The organism is Natrinema hispanicum, assembly GCF_900111485.1.
Lineage (GTDB): Archaea > Halobacteriota > Halobacteria > Halobacteriales > Natrialbaceae > Natrinema > Natrinema hispanicum_A.
Genome location: NZ_FOIC01000001.1, coordinates 219843 through 239873 on the forward strand (window position 1 = coordinate 219843; position 20031 = coordinate 239873).

General features: G+C 62.0%; 15 protein-coding genes. 8 read left to right on the plus strand and 7 right to left on the minus strand.

From position 1 onward, the window contains the following. Positions 1–347: 347 nt before the first annotated feature. Together BSG09_RS01175 and BSG09_RS01180 are read left to right on the plus strand one after the other, a co-directional pair. Complete coding sequence (locus BSG09_RS01175) at positions 348–1850, plus strand: right-handed parallel beta-helix repeat-containing protein (RefSeq protein WP_175542115.1); 1503 nt, start codon at positions 348–350, stop codon at positions 1848–1850. A 128-nt stretch (positions 1851–1978) separates the two neighbouring features. After that, a complete protein-coding gene (locus BSG09_RS01180) occupies positions 1979–3616 on the plus strand; it encodes a flippase (protein ID WP_092929235.1) in 1638 nt (545 codons plus the stop codon). A gap of 553 nt (positions 3617–4169) precedes the next feature. On the opposite strand, the gene BSG09_RS01185 is transcribed toward BSG09_RS01180, so the two are convergent. Further along, positions 4170–5228, minus strand: a complete 1059-nt coding sequence (locus BSG09_RS01185) for a glycosyltransferase family 2 protein (protein ID WP_092929237.1) — start codon at positions 5226–5228, stop codon at positions 4170–4172. Further along, positions 5228–6493, minus strand: coding sequence for a polysaccharide deacetylase family protein (locus BSG09_RS01190; RefSeq protein ID WP_092929239.1), 1266 nt, complete (start codon positions 6491–6493; stop codon positions 5228–5230). Before BSG09_RS01190 ends, BSG09_RS01185 begins: the two co-directional genes overlap by 1 nt. Before the next feature lie 182 nt (positions 6494–6675). Between BSG09_RS01190 and BSG09_RS01195 the strand changes: the two genes are divergently transcribed. After that, positions 6676–7650 carry a glycosyltransferase family 2 protein gene (locus tag BSG09_RS01195; RefSeq protein WP_092929241.1) on the plus strand — a complete coding sequence of 325 codons (975 nt, stop codon included), beginning with the start codon at positions 6676–6678 and terminating at the stop codon, positions 7648–7650. 149 nt (positions 7651–7799) lie between these two features. Further along, positions 7800–8915, plus strand: a complete 1116-nt coding sequence (locus BSG09_RS01200) for a PKD domain-containing protein (RefSeq protein WP_092929243.1) — start codon at positions 7800–7802, stop codon at positions 8913–8915. A 96-nt stretch (positions 8916–9011) separates the two neighbouring features. Here the strand turns inward: BSG09_RS01200 and BSG09_RS01205 are convergent, their stop codons facing one another. Further along, positions 9012–10340 carry a polysaccharide deacetylase family protein gene (locus tag BSG09_RS01205; RefSeq protein ID WP_092929245.1) on the minus strand — a complete coding sequence of 443 codons (1329 nt, stop codon included), beginning with the start codon at positions 10338–10340 and terminating at the stop codon, positions 9012–9014. A gap of 225 nt (positions 10341–10565) precedes the next feature. On the opposite strand from BSG09_RS01205, the gene BSG09_RS01210 reads away from it, so the two are divergent. After that, on the plus strand, positions 10566–12269 hold the full coding sequence (locus tag BSG09_RS01210) for an asparagine synthetase B family protein (protein ID WP_092929247.1): 1704 nt from the start codon (positions 10566–10568) through the stop codon (positions 12267–12269). 152 nt (positions 12270–12421) lie between these two features. Beyond that, entirely contained in the window at positions 12422–12907 is a 486-nt protein-coding gene (locus tag BSG09_RS01215; RefSeq protein WP_223174674.1) for a hypothetical protein, read from the plus strand. Positions 12908–12964: 57 nt separating this feature from the next. Here the strand turns inward: BSG09_RS01215 and BSG09_RS01220 are convergent, their stop codons facing one another. Next, on the minus strand, positions 12965–13576 hold the full coding sequence (locus BSG09_RS01220; protein WP_092929251.1) for a DUF7344 domain-containing protein: 612 nt from the start codon (positions 13574–13576) through the stop codon (positions 12965–12967). 389 nt (positions 13577–13965) lie between these two features. Here BSG09_RS01220 and BSG09_RS01225 point away from each other — a divergent pair, with 389 nt between their 5' ends. Together BSG09_RS01225 and BSG09_RS01230 are read left to right on the plus strand one after the other, a co-directional pair. Continuing rightward, positions 13966–14955, plus strand: coding sequence for a DUF1616 domain-containing protein (locus tag BSG09_RS01225; protein ID WP_092929253.1), 990 nt, complete (start codon positions 13966–13968; stop codon positions 14953–14955). Beyond that, positions 14956–15534, plus strand: coding sequence for a metal-dependent hydrolase (locus BSG09_RS01230; protein WP_092929255.1), 579 nt, complete (start codon positions 14956–14958; stop codon positions 15532–15534). A 396-nt stretch (positions 15535–15930) separates the two neighbouring features. Here BSG09_RS01230 and BSG09_RS01235 read toward each other — a convergent pair whose 3' ends face one another. Genes BSG09_RS01235 through BSG09_RS01245 form a run of 3 tightly spaced genes read right to left on the minus strand, consistent with a single transcriptional unit; the run spans position 15931 to position 19926 of the window. Beyond that, on the minus strand, positions 15931–17904 hold the full coding sequence (locus BSG09_RS01235) for a hypothetical protein (protein ID WP_092929257.1): 1974 nt from the start codon (positions 17902–17904) through the stop codon (positions 15931–15933). Next, complete coding sequence (locus tag BSG09_RS01240) at positions 17894–18856, minus strand: glycosyltransferase (RefSeq protein WP_092929259.1); 963 nt, start codon at positions 18854–18856, stop codon at positions 17894–17896. Before BSG09_RS01240 ends, BSG09_RS01235 begins: the two co-directional genes overlap by 11 nt. Next, positions 18853–19926 carry a DUF354 domain-containing protein gene (locus BSG09_RS01245; protein ID WP_092929261.1) on the minus strand — a complete coding sequence of 358 codons (1074 nt, stop codon included), beginning with the start codon at positions 19924–19926 and terminating at the stop codon, positions 18853–18855. Before BSG09_RS01245 ends, BSG09_RS01240 begins: the two co-directional genes overlap by 4 nt. Positions 19927–20031 lie beyond the last annotated feature (105 nt).

Genomic DNA, 20031 nt, shown 5'->3' on the forward strand with positions numbered 1-20031 from the left:
CAGTGATTACCGAGGTGATAAACGAGAAGTTGACGCGTGAGAATTTCCTCGTTCTCGCCGCTGGATCGGCGAATTGTAACACGTGCAACCGTTTCAACAATCGAATCGCTTCGGCTGACTCGAGTGCGACGGCCGACTCTCGAACTTAAAAACTTGCTATCCGAATCCATAGCTACTGGACCCCGTCATTACTCACAACGACTTGTATTTCAATGTCGGATGGACGTGATCTGCAGCGCTTGAATCGTGACGCTTCTCGTGATTCTCACTCGACCGAGGGGGAGGCCGGTCGACCATCGATCGACGGATCGAGCTCACGGTCGAGGAGGGGGTTCCTGCGAAAAACCGTGGCGGCGTGTGCCGCCGGACTCGGCTTGACGTCGACTGCCGCCGCATCGGACCCGTACGACCACTACGACGACGAGTACGCGACCGTCGTAGACGTGACCGAGGCCGGCGCGGACGATACCGGTACTGAATCGATCACGCCCGTGCTCGAGGACCTCCGCAGTGACGACACGCTGCTCGTGTTTCCCGAGGGAGAGTACTTCATGGACGAGCAGTTTCGATTCACGGGCTTCGACAACTTCGGCGTCGTCGGCGAGAACGCGACGCTTATTCCGGCGGACTTCCACGAGTTCGACGGGCCGCAGTATCGGCTGTTCCGCCTCGGTGTCTCGTACAGCCCCGGGGGCCACCTCCGCTTCGAAGGCTTCGACGTCGACCAGTCGGCACCCGACACGGGGATCCGGACGATCGAAGCCTCCGCCGACCGACTCGAGGTCCGCGACGTGACGATCGACGGCTTCCACGACAGCGGGACGTGGGGGCCGGGCATGTTCAACGTCACCGATCCCGACGGCTACGGGATTGTCGAACGGTTCCGAGCGCCGGACGGCGGTGCGTGGGTCGACAATACGCCGAACGCCGGCAACCGCTGGCGTGGCCCGATCGGTATCGAAGCGAACCAGAACGTGGGAACGCTCGAGTTCAGACACTGCTGGCTCGGCGGCTTTCCGAACAACGGCCTCTACGCGGCGGGTGGCAAGGGGACGATCATCGTCCACGGTGGCTGGTTCTACAACAGCAACGGCGCGAACGTGCGTGTCGGTGGCCAGGGAAGCGAAATTCGGTGGCCGACTGTCGAAGTCGACGCGACGCGGCCGGCGGATAGAGCCCAGCGTGGGATCCGGATCGAAAACGGTCGTGATATCGAGATCTACGGGGCCGCTATCGAGATCACCTCGCCGATGCCGACGAGTCACGCGATTTCGGTGATGAACAACTGCGAAAGTGCCCGGATCGCCAATACGCGCCTGGATATCCGAGGGTCGGACATCAACCACGGAATCGTCCTCTCGCCCGAGTGCGGCGAGACGACGATCGTCGAGACGGATATCACCCACGAAACCGCCGGCGGCTATCCGCTCTGGATTCGAGAGAGCGATCGGACCGAGCAGATACTCGCCGAGCAGCTGACGATCTCGGGGCAGGCAGGCGACGGTGGCGGCTTCCGCGACGGGATTCGGTGTGAGCGGGACAACTGCCGCTTCAGCTACGTCGATGTCATACAGCAGGGCCGAGACGGGACGGACCGGAACGCCATCGTCAACACAGGTACGGATCTGACGGTCTACCAGAGCGAACTGCGAGCCAGTCAGCATCCGTTCATCGACCTCGGTTCCAACGCACTCGTTCGTGACTCGGTACTCGAGTCGTCGGGTGACGAGGAAGCCGTCTGCCTCTACGATTCGTCGACGAGCCCGGCGTTCAAGAAGAACCGACTGGTCGACGGAATCCGTGACCTCGGGGCGAGTGACGTCACGACCTGGGAGAACACGTACTCGTAACCGCGTCTCGACCCGTTTAACCCCCGTATAATAACGCCACACAGTCGCCACTGTCTCGCCACAGTGAGTACGTCGGATCGTGAGCGATCGTCGTCGATGGCGGCTGTCGATTGTCACAGGGTGAAACCGTGAATCGGAGTATTGCGAGCGGCGTCTTCTCGGTGGTCAGTGCGAAAGTAGTCGTGCTCGTCGTCACTGCGCTCTCGACGCCGCTTTTGTACCGGCTTCTCGGCGCATCGGCGTTCGGCGAATACGCGTTTTTGCTGTCCATCTTCGCGATCTACATGATATTCGTCAGCTCCGGGATCACTGACGGCGTCCGAAAGTTCCTCGCGGAGGATCGGGCCGCAGCCAACTGGAGCGAACACGTCGTCGGCTTTTATCTCCGGCTGGCGATCGTGCTCTCTGCCCTCGGGGCCCTCCTGCTGGTGCTTGCGACACGGTTCGGCGTCGTCGGCCGTGCGTTCGGATCCGATCTGACGCGGTATTTCTACGTCCTCGCCGCACTCGTCGTGACGGCGCAGTTTCGCGATTACGCGCGAAAAACGCTTATGGGATTCGGCCTCGAGCGATATTCAGAACCCCTGAAGATCCTCGACAAGATCGGATTCGTCGTCGTCGCCGTGCCGCTGGTGTACCTCGGCGCTGGTGTAATCGGCGCGCTTGCAGGGCATCTGGTTGCAAGTACGCTCGTCGCCGTGATCGGACTGGCGCTCGTGCATCGCCGCGTGTCGCTGTCGTGTCTCTTCAGCCGCCCGACGAAGCGGTTCCCCCGGAAGCAGATGCTCACGTTCAACTCGATGAGCATCGCGCTGGTCTTCCTGCTGATGTCGCTCTATCATATCGACATCGTGATGCTCCAGCATTTCCGGGAGAGCGCCGCGGTCGGGAACTACAAGGCGGCGCTCACACTCGCCGAGTTCCTCTGGTTCATCCCGATGGCCCTTCAGACGGTGTTCGTCCACTCGACATCGGAGTTGTGGTCGCAAAACCGGTTTCGAGAGATCTCGGAGCTGGCATCCCGAACGACGCGGTACACGTTCCTTCTCACGGGCGTCATGGCGGTTGGGCTCGCGGCGCTTGCGGATGTCGCCGTGCCGATCTACTTCGGTGCGGACGCCATGCCAGCGATCACGCCCCTGCTGCTGTTACTCCCTGGATCGCTCGGGTTCGCGCTCGCGCGCCCAGTGTTGGCGATTTCACAGGGGAAGGGCATGCTCCGATATCCGGTCGCGGCCACCGGTGGTGCGGCTATGATTAACCTCGTGCTCAACGTCGCGCTCATCCCTCGTTTCGGGATGCACGGTGCCGCCATCGCGACCAGCGTCGGCTACGGTTCGATGTTCGTCTTCCACTGCTGGAGCGCTCGACTGGTCGGCTTCGATCCCCTTTCGGACGCGCGACTCGGACGGTCGATACTGACGACCGTCCTCGCAGCCGTGCCGATCGTCGCCCTCTCGACCGCTCTCACGAACCCGTGGCTCGCACTCGCAGCCGTCCCGCCCGTCGGATTCGTGATCTTCGTCACGTTCGCGCTGCTCGTCGGCGCACTGGATCCCGCCGAACCCTTCGAGGTGCTGTCGATGTTCCCCGATCCGCTCGGCGCGAAGGCGGACGCGATCGGTAGTCGGCTCGCGGCCGGCGGGAGGGAGCGAGGGGAGCGCAACTGGCTCCATAGTTTGCTGTTCGTCGCCGGACTCTCCCTGCTCGTCTCGGGGCTCACGCTGGGAATATTGGGATCCGGAATACAGACCGTCACTCCGTGACAGAACCGGTACGCGCCGCTGGCCCCTTCTCGTACGCGGATGACCGAAGAAACAGGAGTGGTCGGTCTTCAGGCCGGACGAGCCATCCCTCACGGAGACTGAACTGACGCCGAAACAAAGGAAGCTTGCCAGTAAATAATAGTACGACTTCTTTATTTAGAATATGTTGTGAAACTCGCGACTCGCGGTACGTTCAGGGGAAGGAGTAATCAGTTGCTGCTGTGACCCGCTTTTTCACACCCTATATGTGTGGCACGATGAACTTTACCGGTAGCAGATGCCACATCTCTATGGAGAGTGAAAATTGTCCAAACTGCGGAACAGAAAATCCCAGTACACTACTTGAACCGGGGAGGAAGGTCCGGATCAGATGTACAAGCTGCAATCATACATGGCTCATTGAATATCCACCTTGACCATCGATCAAGTGTGGAGTTCAGTAAGCATCAGCCGTTACCGGTTCCGCCCGTCCCAGTTTCAAACCCGACTCTGAATAACGAAATCGTAGTCCCAACCCGAACGACCCTGCAGGCGAATTTGCGCTCGCACGGCGCTATCGCACCTGCCGCTCGAGCGATTCACTTTCGGCCATGTCGAACACCATCGCCAGCAGGAGGAACGCGATACCGGCGACGAGCAACAGTAGACTCGTCGCGCCCTGGACGGCCGGTGTGCCGGGACTCGGAAGCGCCGAAAACACCGCCACGCCGGTTCCGAGGACGCCGATCGCAGCCGTCGCCGCACCGAAGAGGTAAAACAGGGCGAGCGGGTGGAAATCCACCGCGAGGTACTTGATTTTCAGCCGCCACAGGAAGTCGCGAAGCAACATCACCGAGACCTTTGGGATATACTCCGCGTACGCGATGCTCGACTCCTCCTCGCCGTAGACCGCCGGCATCGCCACGTCGGCGACACGCATCCCGTGGACGTTCAGTTTCACCAGCAGGTCGTTGCAGTAGCCGTAGTACTCGTAGAGGTTTTCGACGTCGATCGCCGCGAGCGCGTCGTGGGAGATCGCCGTGTATCCGTTCTGGGGGTCCATCGTCTTCCAGTACCCCGACGCGATCTTCGTCAGAAACGTCAGCGTCGCGTTGCCGATGAACCGAAATCGTGGCATCGCGGCCCGGTACTCTCGTGACAGAAGCCGGTTGCCCTTCGCGTAGTCTGCGCGTCCCTCGACGATCGGGTCCAGGAGCCGTGGCAACTGGGAGAGGTCCATCTGCCCGTCCGCGTCAACGGTGACTGTCGCGTCCACGCCATCCGCGAGTGCGGCGAGGTAGCCGGTCTTGATCGCGCCACCGGCACCGCGGTTCTCCCGGTGTTCGATCGGGACGACCCGGCCAATCGTGTCGCGAACCGTCGCCCGATTCGCCAGCGCGGTTGCGCCGCCGTCGGCCACGAGTTGCTGGACGGTCGGATCACCGTGGTTCCTGTGTTCGCTCGCGTCGGCCCGCGCAGCCTCGAGAATTTCGCTCCAGGTGCCGTCCGTCGATCGGTCGTCGATCACGTAGATCCGATCGACGTACGCAGGTATCTCGCGGATGACGTCGCCGACGAACCCTTCCTCGTTATAGGCGGGTATCACGACGCCGATGCTCGAGCCCCGGTACATCACTGGTCACCCAGGAGGTCAGTGGCAGTGACGACCTCGACGTTCTGCGCGTCGATATACTCGAGCAGCCCGTCGAAGGCCGCCTCGCTCATGCCGTCCTCACCGATGTATTCGAAGTGCAGGACTGCGAGTTCCCCATACTCGGCGGCGTAATCGACGTACGTTTTCGTCTCGTCGCCGGCATCGCCGGCGAAGAAACCGACGTTGTAGGGGTCCGTCAGCGGGAGCCCGTTCGGGCCGCCGCCGAACCGGAACGCCTGCTCGTGATACTCCCGGACAAGGTCGTTTGCCGTCGACCCGAGGATGTTCCGCGGCGTAATGAAGTGCTTCGCGCCGTCTTCGAAGCCGCGGTTCTCGAGATACGCTTTCGTCCGTCGGATCATCCCCTCCTGTTGCTCGGGGGTGAACTCGTGGAGGAATTTCGAGCCGGTTCGTGGCCGGGCTGCGAGGTCCCAGCCTGCGCCGTCCAGTTCGGTGAGCTTGTCGAGCGTGAGCCGGCCGCCCTCGCCGACGGCCTCGGGGATGACAGCTTCGACACCCGCGAACCCGTACTCCTGGAGTCGGTCGAAGGCGTGCGTGTAGTGACTCTCGAGCGTCCCGTCGAACAGGAGCATGACCTGACCCGTGTCGGGCCAATCGGTCGCCCGGAGGTCGTCGACCCGACAGTCGATCGAGCCACTCATCTCACCGCGACGGCGGGCGATCAGCCGAATCTCACGGACGTCAGAGAGATCGGGCTGGGTCTCGATCCGGTCGGTGCCGAAATCGACGCGCACCCACCGATCGGCTGGCCCGGTGAGCGTGCGTTGCATGGCGTGTACGTTGCGCGAGTTCGGCGCGAACAGCTCGAGCGTGAGATGCAGCTGATCGCGACCGGTGAAGTTGACGGCCAGCGAGAGGTTCTTCCCGCTCAAATCCAGCCCATCGGGAATCGTCTGATAGATAGCCGCGTACTCGGTGTTCTCGGACGCCGTGAGATGCGCAGACTGCGATCCGGCGTATGGATCGTCCGTCCCGGCCTCGAGATCGCCGCTGCCGATCATCGCCCGCCACTTCTCGAGGTCCTCGAAGCGATCGATCGGGTCTCCCGGGAGGTCCAAGCTGTCACCAGCTCCCGACTGGGAGGTTCCGTCGCCCGACTGGGTGGCCGTCGGTTTGCCGTCCGTCCCGCGCCACTCGCGAACCTGCGAGAGACAGCCCGCAAACCCGAGTGTGCCGACCGCCGCAGCCGTGGTTATGAACGATCGTCGGTTTCGGTCCGTCATTGACCGCGTGGACGAACCCTTCGCTTTTCCTTATACAGGCATTAGGAGGCCTATCGCCGACCACTTCTCGTCGGACACGAGACCGTCGTCTCGCTGACTGCCCTCACTACACACTCGCTGCTGGCGGGTGACGCCGTTTATTCACGCGATAATAATCCGGGCCGGACCGGAAGCTGCGGGAAATGACTCGCGTCAGCGTCATCATCCCGACGTACAACAGAGCGGCGACGCTTCCACGCGCGATCGACAGCGCGCTCGCCCAGACGATCGACGACCTCGAGGTGGTCGTCGTCGACGATGGCTCGACCGACGACACCGAGTCGGTGCTGGCCGCCTACGAGGACTCGCGGGTTCGGCCGGTCGTCCACGAGACCAATCACGGGGCGAACGTCGCCCGGAACACGGGCCTCGAGCACGCACGCGGGGAGTACGTCGCGTTCCTCGACTCCGACGACGAATGGCATCCCGAGAAACTCGAGCGCCAGCTCGCGGCACTCGAGGAACGCTCGAACGACTGGGTCGGTGTCTACTGTGAGACGGGATACGAGCTGTCCGGGACGGACGGACGGCTCCGGTCTGCTGCCGCGTCCGTGCTCGCTCGCTTGGACGATGATCCGACGCGCGAAGGTGACGATGAACTCGTCGGCGAGATCCTCGCGGACAACGTCCAGCCGGGTGCCGGCTCGACGCTACTCGTCCGGACCGACGTCGCCAGAGACGCCGGCGGCTTCGACGAGGAGCTCGATCGGTTCCAGGACCCCGAGTTCTGCCTGCGCGTCCTCGAATGTGGAAAGCTCGCCTACGTGGACGAGGAACTCGTCGTCCGCGAGGAGACCGGGAGTCCGCCGGCGGCGGTCATCGAAGTCGCCAGCGAGCAGTACCTCTCGGCGTACGAGTCCGACGTCGAGCACTTCGAGGAGCGAGGCTACGAGATCTGCTCGAGCCACGCACTCATCCTCGCAAAGCAGTACTTCGCGGAGGGACGATTCCTGCAGGGGCTATGGCACCTCCGAACGGCGTCGGTGTCGCCACGAACGTGTCCCGGTGTCTGCTGGGTCGCCGGCGCTGGCATCCGGCGGCGACCACGTCCGGTCGTCGCGGCGCTCGTCGTCTCGCTCGTCATCGCGACGCTCGGTCGGCGCGCGCTCACTCGGTAAGTTGGGGGCCACGTTGGTCCGTTGGGTTCAGTTTCCAGCGCCTGAGCGCGAGCGTTCGATCGACATAGACCGTTGCAGAAGCGAAAGTATCCCGTTTCTATCCTTATCGCACCTGTAGTAAAACCGCCTGACACCAACGGGGCGGACGAATGCAACGCGATACGCTCTCACGGCGGACCGTTTTGGCTGTCGCAGCCGGGTGTACACTTACGAGCACTGGCGTCGCCAGCGTGGTCGGCGATACGGCCGACACCGACGGGGGAACAGTCACGCGAACGTCGTTCCCCATTCGCGAGGGAACGGACGAGGAAACGACCGTCTTCGTGATGACCGCAGACGCCGAGGGACCGACGGCGGTCGTCGTCGGAGGGATCCACGGAAACGAGGTGGCAGGCTACACGGCCGCAGATCAGATCGCCGATTGGACGATCAACGCCGGCACGCTCGTCGTAATCCCCGAGGCCAACGCCGTCGCGATCGAGCGCGGAACCAGAAACGACGAGGAAGGGACCAACCTCAATCGACAGTTCTCCGAGGGAGAGACACCGCAGACGGAACTCGCACGCGCGATCTGGGACGTCATCAGCGAGTACGATCCCGACGTGGTCGTCGACCTTCACGAATCGACCGACATCTACGCGGGTGATCCCACGGACGGCGTCGGCCAGGCCATCTTCTACTCGGACGGCGATGAGGCGACCGCCGTTGACGTTGCCGAGTACGTCACCAGAAACTACGTGGACGACCCTGACCTTGCGTTTCAGTCCGGACCGTTTTCCTCGCCCGATTCCGAACCGAACGGGCTGCTCGTCCACAAGGCCGCCCGCGATCTGAACGCCGACGCGTTCCTCGCGGAGACGCTCTCGACCGACGTCGCACTCGAGACTCGCGTCCAGTGGCACAGGGCGATCGTCGAGCGACTTTTCGAGAGTCTAACAGAAGCCGAACTATCCGCTGACGACGTCGACGAGACATCCGACACTGAGCCACCGGTCGCACGGATCGAAACGGTGCCGACGGACGCGGCCGAAACAACGCTCGAGCCGGGCCAGACGGTGACGCTGGACGCATCACAGTCGCGCGATCCCGACGGCGAACTCGTCCGCTACGAGTGGCGCATCGGTGACGACGGCGCGTTCGACCGGACCGGCGAGACGATCGAGGTGACGATCAGCGAGAACACAGAGCAGTCGGTCGTGCTCCGCGTCGTCGATGCCGACGGAGCGACCGACACCGATCGGATCACGCTCTCGGCGGGCTGCTGACTGACTCGGCGTCGAACTCATACGCGGCGGTCGTCGGTGAACGGACGGCGGTCGCCTCGAGAAATGGCCCCAGTTCCGTGGGCGGGTTGCGCCAAATCAGCGGTTGCTCGTCCGCAACTTCCAGAGGTCGTCGAAGGTGATGACCTTGACATCGGCGCTGTCGATGTACTCGAGCAACGTCTCGTAGTCGGCCTTCGGCATCGTATTATGGGCTTCGAAGGTGTGGAAGTTTAGGATCGTACACTGGTTGTGCTGGGCAGCGAGGTCGACACACCGTTTCGATATCTCGAGGTCGTGGCCGATCGTCCGCGGTAACACCAGCGGATCGAAGCCGTAGACGCTCGTCGTATTGACGTTGCCGGCCTGGTTGAAGCCACCACAGTAGTGGTAGGCGGTCGCCTGCTCGAGGCTCGTCTTGTCGAAGCTGTTGTGGGGGTGGACGATGTAGTTCGCACCTTCGAACCCGTTGTCGATGAACCACTGCTTGTCCCGTCGAAGCCGTTCGTCGATCGCCGCTTCGTCGTCGAGTTCGTGAATCGGCTCGTGCGTTCCGTGGACGACGATCTGGTCACCAGCTTCCTGTCGGTCCAGCAGTTCCGAAATCGACATGATCCCGTCGCGGCCCTGTTCGGCCCACCGCGGTATCGCCGCCTGAACCGCCGGGAACCCGTACTCGTCGTGGAGCGGCGCGGCCGTCTCGTAGTAGTCGAGCGACCCGTCGTCCCAGCTCAGCATGACGTACCCCTGATCGGGCGTCGGATGGGTCCGCAGATCGTCGATCCAGACTTCCGCCTCCGGCATGGAGTGGAGCACTTGAATCTCGAGCCGATCGAGGTGGTCGAGTGCGGGTTCGTACTCGCTTTGCTGGAAGACGCCGGGACTCGCGCGGAACCAGCCGACGTCAGGCGAGCGGTACCGGATCTGGCGCAGCGAGTAGACTTTCGAGCTCCCGAACTGATCGACCACTCGCAGGTTGACCGTGATGCTGTCGGGCGTCGTCGTCCGCACCGCGAACGACAGGTCCGTTTCCGTCAGATCCTCGCCTTCGAGGCTCCGTTCGGCGATGACGTTCCTGCTGCCGTTCGACCGAAGTCTGAAGCTCTGATCGCCGTCGAACACGACGTCCTCGTCTGCCCCACCTGATCCCTGAACGATGGTCCAGGCGTCGAGATCGCTGAAGTCGTCGAGCAAGTCGCCGGGCTGTCGATACCGTTCTCGGCTGTCGAACTCGGTCTCGAGCGGCGGTACCCCGTCAGTGAGTCCCGGCGTGGAACCGCTCGCGTCGCTTGGCGTCTCGTTCGACGACTGACCGGAGACCTGGTTAGCTGCCGACTCGAGTTGCTCCGCACAGCCGGCCATGCCGGTGAGTCCGGCTGCACCCGAGAGTGCGAGAAACCGACGGCGCGTCGTACGTTTCCGTGACATTAGTGCGCCGAAGCTACCGACAGCGATCCCATTATTATGGATTCAATAGGTCGAGTCGGTAGCCGTCTGACCCGGTTCATTCCCGCCGTCTGAGCGCTTAACGGTAGCATAGTAATTGAGCGGACTATCAAGGGTGTTTCACAGAGGCGTACGCGAACGAGGAGCGGGCGGAGCTCGTCTCTTCCACACTACTGTCGTACGCCGTCTCTCAGGTGGTCTTCGACGATGAACAGGGAACTCTTCGGTGTAATGGGTGGTATCGACACGTTCGAGCGGTTCAGATCCAGCGACGAATTCGACGAGGTGCTCGCCGGGCCAGCCCTCACAGTCGGCATCAGGGACTCGGATCTCGGCGCATCCGGCTGGAGCGCCACGTACACCGGCGAGGAGGGCTGTTGTCTCGTCTGGGGCGAGGCGTACGTCCCCGATGACGACCCAAACGCCGCGCGCTGGCTCCTCAAGCGCTACGAGACGATCGGCATCGAGGCACTGCGAGAGCTCAACGGCTCGTATCTGGCCGTAATCGACGCCAAGGTAAGCGGCGACGCGTTCGTCGCTACGGATCCAGTCCGTTCTCGAGAGTGTTTTTACACCGACGAGCCGGGCGTTCGCGTCTTCGGAACGGACGCCGCTGCGGTCGGCCACACAATCGCGGAGCCGACGCTCGACCGGAACGGCGTCCTCGAGTTCCTGCATCTGGGTGTGATACTCGGCGAGAAGACAGCCGTTACTGAACTCTCTCGACTCCCGCTCGACAGCCGACTGACGCCCGTGTCGGTCGACTCGCTGGGACGGTTCGTCTACGAGCCGCTGTCCCCCAGGGAGTTCGACCCCGTTGACCAACTCGCTGACCGTCTCGACCGGGCATTCCGACGGCGGTCGTCGCTGCCGGGGCGAACGGGCGTCCTCCTCTCGGCCGGCTACGATTCGCGGATCGTCCTCTCGCAGGTCGACGACGTCGACCGGAGTTACACGGTCGGCTCGCTGGACGCCCAGGAGGTCCGCGGTGCGCGAGCGCTCGCCGCCCAGTACGGTGCGAGCCACACTGCCTTCCCACCGGACGAGCGATATCTTCGGCCCGACGAGTCGAAGATCCGCTACTCACAGGGGATCAAGGAGTCTCTGCACATCCACCACGCCGGCTACACGGACGAAATCGAGGTCGACACGATGTTCCACGGGCTCCTCTGTGACACGTTTTTCCGCGGCCATTTCACCGCCTCGGAAACCGTCGACGTGCTCGGCAAACGCGTTCCGACCGGTCGACTCGAGTCCGATCCGGATCCCGTCGAGTCGCTGCTCGAGAAGTTCGGCTATAGCCACGAGGCGAGTCTCGAACTCGCCGCACAGACGTCGTTCGACGTCGATCCGGACACGTTCGTCAGGGAGGCAGTCGCCGACGAGTTCGCGGCGCGACGGGATCGTGCAGACACCGTACAGAACGCGCTCACCTGCTGTGGCATCGCGAACCAGCCATCGATGCCGTTTCACAACCATCTCTCCGATCACTTCGTGACGTCGTTTCTGGCGACGGATCGCGAACTGGTCGACTGGCACCTCCGGACGCCACCGGAACACCGAACGACAGAAACGTTCCTCCGTGCGTGCGAGCAAATTGATGACGACATCCTACGACATCGACCACCTGATCGACCGTATGACGCGCGGCTATTCAACGAGGTCGAGGGGTTCGTCCGTCGAAAGACGCCGTTTCTCGCATCGTTCGAACCACCATGGCCGGATCGACAGACTCTCTTCGAGCGACACGATTTCGATCGGCGGCTACTAGGCGACCTCGAGCACGTCCACGGCCTGCCGGCCAGACACAAACTCAGACTCACTGACCTCCGTGGGTGGCTCGACTGCTGGTCGGAGTTACCGGCACAGCTCCTTCCGTGGCTTCGCCCATCGGACCCCGTGGTCGCATAACGGACTCTACATTACATACGAGATATTACAGGTGTTTTGAGAGCGTTTTGCAACTATTATCACTTGTGAAACCCGCTCTCGCTGCGATTTATTCCGTTCATTATCGATAAACCGTGAGAAACCTTATATACCAAGGTATTTTAGCGTGGAATATGCGTCTGACGCCGTCTTGGCTGCGCTCTTCGTCGGAGGGGGATGCCGACGAACGCTCGGGGGATTCGGAGACGACTTCTGAGTTTACGATGGTCTACTCACCGGGGAGTGATGTTTCGACGACCGATACGGACAAGACACGAGTACGGGAGTTCGTTCCGGAGTCCGATACTGCGCTCGTGGCTGTCCTCGACGAGTTGAACACGCCTGTCACCGTCGACGAAGTCACCGATGAACTGATCGAGCCGGCCCGGCCCCCGATCGAAACCTGGGCAACCGTCCACGAGCGACTCCATCAGGATCGCCTGCCAGCACTCGATGCGGCTGGAGCAATCGAGTTCGACGCGACACGTGGAGTGATCGAGCGGTCCATAACTCGTACGAACGAGAATCAGTTCTTCTCATCGGCCGTGCTTGCGGCGATTTCTCTTGGATTGCTGTGTGTCGTTATTGCGCTCGTCTCGGTTTCCGTTCTGATCTCGTAATAGTACACCCTGTCATAGATCATCGCCGTTTGTCGTCGAGAATGATCTTGCTCGTCGTTAATTGACAAGCCTGCTGATCGTGAGCACGGTAAAGATCGACAGGATGAGCGCGCTCAGGCCGATCCCGGAGAGAAACGAGACGACCGGCAGTTCCATCACTGCGCCGATGAGGACTGCATAGGAAACGACCGTCGCACCGATGTAGTAATCTTCCCACTCGGCGCTCTCCGCCTGTTGCTCGTCCATCGAGTCGTCGGTCGACTCGAGTTGGAGATACTGGTCGACTCGGTCAGCAAGTGGCTTTCGCTCGACGATTCCGCGGTTCTGCTGGTAGTCGATAAGGCCCGCCTCGTCGAGTTTCGAGAGATGCGACTGATACAGTGGGATATAGACCCGCTGGCGTTGTGTGGAGGTGAGCTCCTCAACAGTGGTGTCGTGTTCCCACGCTGCGACCTGCTCTGCGACATCGCGCATGCGTACGGGGTCTTCAGTGCCGCGGAGATATCGGAGAACCATCCGACGGCGTTCGTTTTGCAGGAGATGAAAGATTTCGTCCTTTGAAAACGCAGGCTCCTCGGAGAGACGATCAGCTTCGGTATCCGTGTCTGGACTATCGTCGATAGCACCCTGATCATCTATCCCATCGGAGCTGATATATTTCGCTTTCATTGCACCAGTATCCCCTATCCAGAGGTGGGTAATAAAGGATAGAAATAGTGTATTCGTGAACGACCCGTTTTAAGTAATTTCATAGAGTCTATCTACTTTTCGCGTCATTTTAATACACGCAGATACTAATTTAGAGGGCTTGAAAGTCAAGAATCTCGAAACAGTTCGATTATTTATTTCGAGAAGATATGCTACGCCGATTTCGGAAACTCAATTCGAATTTTGGATCGTTCATACTCTCACGACACTCAATAACGGGAGAATGTAGCTCGAGCAAATCCGATATCGAGATTATTATACGTCACCGTCAGACAGCCGTCGGACCAACCCGTGAGTTCGGGGCTTATTCGGGCGATAATAAACCGTCACTGGCCTCTAGAGACGACGAAATGAGCGACACCAACTGGTGGTTTTTCGATTTGGCGGCCGTTATCGCGGTCACTGGCGTTCTCACGTTCGGAATTATTTCAGGTATGGAGGGTGCTGTAAGAACCGTGCTGGCGATTCCGCTCGTGTTGGTTCTTCCTGGGTATGCGCTCGTCTCGGCCCTCTTTCCTGACAAGCCAAACGACGACTATCAGTCGTTCGACACCAAAAAAACAGGACTCGGTAGTCCGTTGCTGGTCAGTGGTGGACTCGAGGCGATCGAACGGGCGATCCTGTCAATCGTTTTTAGCGTCGCGCTCGTTCCTGCGATTACCCTTTTCGCGGCCGTAACCCCGGGGGGAGTGACGCTAGAACCGATCCTTATTGGGCTCTCGATGCTCACTGTTATGCTCGCACTCCTTGCAATCGGCACACGCTACCGCTGTCCGGCCGATCGACGATTCGTTCCGTCGGTCGCGTCGATCTCACCGTTCTTTACTCGGGACCGACCGAGTCCGTACGATCGGGTCAACAATCGACCGTACAACGTTGCAATCGCAGTTGGACTGGTCTTGTTGCTCGCAAGCAGTGGCTTCGCCCTTGCGAACCCACCCCAACACGACGGATTCACGGAACTGTCGGTCGAGACGAAAAACGTCACCGGAGAGATTGACACGATGTACGACTCGACCTATACCGCGGGAGCGTCACAGGAACTGACGGTGACGATCACGAATCAGGAACACGAAACGCGCCGTTACACGACTGTCGTCTTGCTCCAGCGGGTGAGCTCCGAGGGTGACAGCGTGACCGTTCACGAATCAACCGCGTTGGACAAAGAGGCCGTGACGGTTGCCGACGGCGAATTGACGCGACAGCCCCTCGAGATCACGCCGACGATGCAGGGAAGCGATCTGCGGCTAGCTGTACTGCTCTACGAGGGCGATCCACCGGCGGAGCCGACGGCCGACAACGCCTATCGCGTCGTTCGGCTCCCGATCGAGGTGGAATAGATGTGGCCGTGGGAGCACCTCGCGTTTGCGTACGTCCTGTACTCGCTGACGAAGAACGTCGGCTTTCGAGCGTCTCCTTCGGGCCGCGAAACGATCCTCGTCGCCATCGGATCACAGCTTCCGGATCTCGTCGACAAACCGCTCGGATGGACGTTCGGGTTCGCGGAGACCGGCTACTCGATCGGGCATTCGATCTTTGTCGCCCCTGCTGTCTGTCTCGTCGCGTACGCGGTGGCCGCCCGGAGAGGGACTCGAGCGCTTGCGGGTGCCTTCTCGCTTGCGTACCTCTCACACCCGATCGCCGACTTGCTCAGTCAGTTGCTCCGGAACGGTGTCGTTGACGGCCGAATCATGCTCTGGCCGATCGCATCGCCACCAGGGACCGATCACGGGGGGTTCCTCGACCACCTGCTTCTGTACCTTGCTCGGTACATCTATCAGCTTCTCACCGGCGGTCTCACGATCGAGATCGTCGCACAGTTGTTCCTAGGCCTCGCTGTCGTGGCACTCTGGCTCTCCGACGGCGCACCGCCGACCGCCGATGTCTGGCGGCGCTTGCGTACCCGAAGCCATCAGTGACCGGCGAGCGAACGCCGTCGAATCGGACGGGGATCTTCCTTCCACGACAGCGAACGACACTGCGTCGCTCTCACGGTTGGTCTACTTAAAGCGACCGAGAAGAGACGACCAGTCGTTTCGAACTCACGGCCACGAACGCGGAACGGCGTTCCCACCACCGTTGGCTTCTCGAGCGCGTGTCGATCGTCGTCTCGACGACAGCAGTGTCGTGGTCGTCTGGCGCTCGAGAGAGCGCCGTGATCGGCCTGGAGAGTATCTGCCTGATCGGGTCGTGACGGCAAAGGAGTGGGGCAGAAGCGGTCGCAATCGACTGTCTCGGTATCGCTCGAGATGGGCATCGCTTGCCGGGTTAGATAACGGTGGTTCGAAAAAGCAGTCGGACGGTCCCGTCGACGATTAGCGGCCTGCCGGAGAGGGCGTACACATCGTCACGTCTCCGTTCGTGTAGACCGTGGCCTGATCCGGCCGACAGAGCTGCGTCGGAGAGAGGTCTTCGATCCGCGCAGTTCCGTCCGTATCCGTGACGTACGTCGCCTCGGTCGATTGCGCCGACCGATAGACCGTGTAGTCGTGGGCTGCGACGCCGCCTTCGGGAACCGTTGCGGTTGTCGTCGATGGATACGCGCCGGTCCGACTGAACAGCGTCTGATAGGGGTGATCGGTGTGGAGTTGCTGATCGGGGCGGATCTCCTCGCCGTCGGGCGAGCCGGTCAGTTCGGCGATCGACTCGGCCGCGGCGAGTTCCGTCTCGTCGTACGCGAGGCGCTCGTGCTGGTCCGAGAAGACCGGATTTTCGACGTTGCTCTCGACGGCGAGGACCATCGCGCCCGGATACGCGAGTGCGCCGATCAGTAACACGGCGACGACGAGCGAGGGCCTCAGGCTTCCACGTAGCGTCCGCAGCCCGATCGCACCGAGGACGGCCATCGGCGCATAGAGGAACGCGAACCAGCGCGTCGGGATGAACGTCCGGATGCCGAACATCGGGAACCCGAGGATGAACACCAGCATGAACGCCGCCGCCAGCAGGAGCGTGAACACCGACTGTTCGGCGCGTCGCCTATGAACGACGTACAGACAGCCGGCGAACGTGCTACCAAGCAGGAGCAGGAAGCCGAGGTTGTCCACGTAAGGAACGACCTGCTCGAGCAGCGTCGGCGCGGCTTCGGCCCCGGCTTTGGCCGTTTCGGACTCGCTCGCGGTGTTGAGGAAGCCAGCGCTGTCTTCGAGCGTCTGCGTGAAGTAGCTCAGAACCGTCCCCAAAAACGAGTCCTGATTGTACGGCGTCAGCGACCAGACGAAGATCGTCAGTCCGAGGTTGAAGACGACGAGGCCGACGAGGTTGACCGGCTTTTTCGTCCGGAAGACGCTCGTGTCGAGTCGCGTGAGCCCGAACGGGCCGATCACGAACACGAGTTGCGCGATAAACGCCGCGAGTAACAACACGAGCATGATGAACGTCGACACCTGGTGTGTGAGAATGACGGCGATGCTCAGCAACAGGAGCAGCGCGAAGTCCCGGATCGTGTACTCGATCCGCATCACGCGGATCAGCGCATACAACATTGCGAGGAAGAAGACCAGCCCCAGACTCGTGGGGATGATATGGATTCCCCACCGCGCGACGTGGTTGCCGAACGCGTAGAGCGCCGTCGCTAGCACCGCCCACCGCGTCGAGACGAGCAGGTTCGTCGTCGCGTAGACGAGCAGGACTGATATGGGCATCACGAGGCCGACAGAGAGGTACAACGCGGCGCGAATCGGGACGTCGTACAGCAACGACGAGGCGGCCACCAGCAGGTGGTAGAACGGCGAGCCGTAGTGTTTGTTATCGGAGATCGCGCTCAGCGACTGCTCCGTGAGAATCGCGTCGACGAGTTCGCGGTGGGTCCAGATGTCGATCCCGATGTAGCCCGGCGTGGTATAGAGCGCCGCGAATCGGAAGACGAACGCAAAGCAGACGATCTGGAGCAACAGCAGGCCGGGATGGAGATCGCGATCGTTCACGAAGACGATCTGGCCGATAACGAGCGTGCCGACGACACTCGCCAGCCCGAAGAACGCGAGCGTTCGCTCCCCCTGTAGGACCGGTAACACGACGAGGCCCGACAGCCCGACGAAGACGACGCTCGGAAGCGCCATCGACACTGACGAGGGAAGCGTCGGAACTGCCCGCGCGTCGTCGCGCTGATACAGGGAGACGATATACAGCACACACGCGGTGCCAAGGATGACCGGCACGGTCTTGATGTAGATCTGTGACGTGAGAAATCGCAGCGGGAACAACGCCAGCGCGAGCAGGAGCCCACCGATCGCCGCGACGGTGTCGAGTCGCAGCGGTCGCAGTTCCGACAGTGAGCTATACTTCATGACTGACCCCCGTCGGATAGCTCGTCCCGCCATCCCTGTCTAACACTTGTCGATACAGCCCGTGGAGACGCTCACCGAGTGTGTCGACGGAGAGCCCGTCGATCGACTCGCGGCCGTCGGATCGGCCGCCGTCTTCGATGGCTCGCTCTAAGCCGCCGATGAGCGCCCCGTCGTTGTCACTGACGGTACAGTTCGTCAGGCCGCGGATCGTCTCGCGGACGAAGCCGACGTCGGTCGAAACGACCGGCAGGTTACACGCGGCGGCTTCTTTGACGACCATCGGGCCGCTCTCGCGTTTCGACGTGACCAGGAGGACGTCGCTCGCGTTCATGTAGTAGGGTATCTCGTCGTGATCGACGCCGGAGACCGTTCGCAGCTCGAGGTCGACGTCGGCTTGCTGGACGAGGCGGCGAGCGCGCGGATAGTCCTTCACCGAACGGGTCTGGTCGTATGGGAACAGTGCGATCGGTCGGTCGGTTTCCCATCCAAGGTACTCGCGCGCGCCTGCCCGCGACAGCGGCCGAAAGAGATCGGTGTCGACGCCGAACGGGATCAGTTCGTGCTCGGTCTCGAGGTCGCGGGACATGACCCGGCTCGGCACGACCGCGGCGTCCGCCCGGCGAGCACCGTATCGGCTGCACGATCGCAGCCACGTCCGGTCGCTCATGAGGTCCGTCCCCCACAGGGTGAGCACCACTGGCCGGGTCGGCTGGGCGAGCGCGAACGGGGCGACGAGTCCGTAGTTCGCGTGCACCAGATCGTACGACGACGACCGAACCATCGAAAGGACGTTCGAGTAGTATCGTGCGTAATCCGCCGGTGTCCGGCCCGAATCGCCGCTGTGTTCGCCGGGGACTTCGAGGACCGTACAGTCGATACCGCGCGCTTCGAGAGCCGAAACTTGCTGGTCGAAAAACGGTCGTGATGACGTGACCAGTTGGAGTACGTTCATGGATGATCCGGATTCGGCACAGGGGTCGCTCGACCAGACGTGCGCGCCTGCGCGAGCGTTTCGACCTGCCGAACGACGAGCTCCGTCACGTCGATCCGATCCGCGAGCAGGCGTTCACGACGACGCTCCCACGTCTCGGCGGGTTCTTCGATGACCGAGACCGCCTGCTCGAGCCCGCGTGCGTGTCTTTCGTCGCCGGTATATTCGAACAGCAGACCGTACTCCTCCTCGAGTTCCGCCGTGTAGCCGAGCGAGAGCGGGTTCACGTAGACCGCCGGCGTGCCGAGCACGGCGGCTTCCGCCGCGGTCGTCGCACCTTCGCTCAGGACGACGTCGGCGGAAGCGAGCAGGTCGTGCATCCGATCCGGCGAAGTCTCGAACTGGTACGACGCGAGCTCGGACGGCGGTTCTCCTTCGGCGGTCAGCAAGACGTGCAGGCCCGCATCCTCGAGTCGATCGACGACTGCCCGGGGATCGTCGAAGCCGCCGTGGCCGACATCGTGGGAGGCGTCCCAGCTACTGAGTCGAACGACGGCGAAGGACGTTTCGGGGTTTAATCCCACTTCCTCGAGAACGGTCGGATCGGGCTCGAACCGATCCGGGTGGAGGTAGGCGAGTTCGTGATAGCCTGGATACGTCACCTGTTTCGCGCCGATCTCGTCGCGATAGCACGCCGGTGTGGAGATCGTGTCCGCGAACGGATAGGCGAGTTTCGTGATGAGGGTCGCGTGTTCGGTGTCGTAGAAGACGAGGCTCTTCGCGCTCGTCACCGACGCGACGTGGGCGGCGGCGACGCCACCGATCGCCGTGATCACGTCCGGATCGATCCGCCGCGCCCGCCGGAGGAGTCGCAGCTCGTAGGTCGCCTGCACCGCCGCCAGTGAGACCAGCGAGTCGGATTCGCCGGCAAGCACCTCGTGGTCGATGTCGTACGCCTCGAGGAGTTGGATGGCGACGTCGCTCTCGCGAGCGAAGACGTGGACCTCGTGCCCGCGCGCCTCGAGTTCCGCGATCGGGTGCCGGAAGAAGTGGACGTGTCCGGGATGCTGAATCGTGATCATCACGCGCATCGGCGATCCACCTCCGCGGGGGGCTGTCGGCTCGAGACGGGGCCTGCCTCCGAGGGTGCTTGGCTTCCCGTCCGGGCGACGACCGTCTCGAATCCGTGCCGCTGG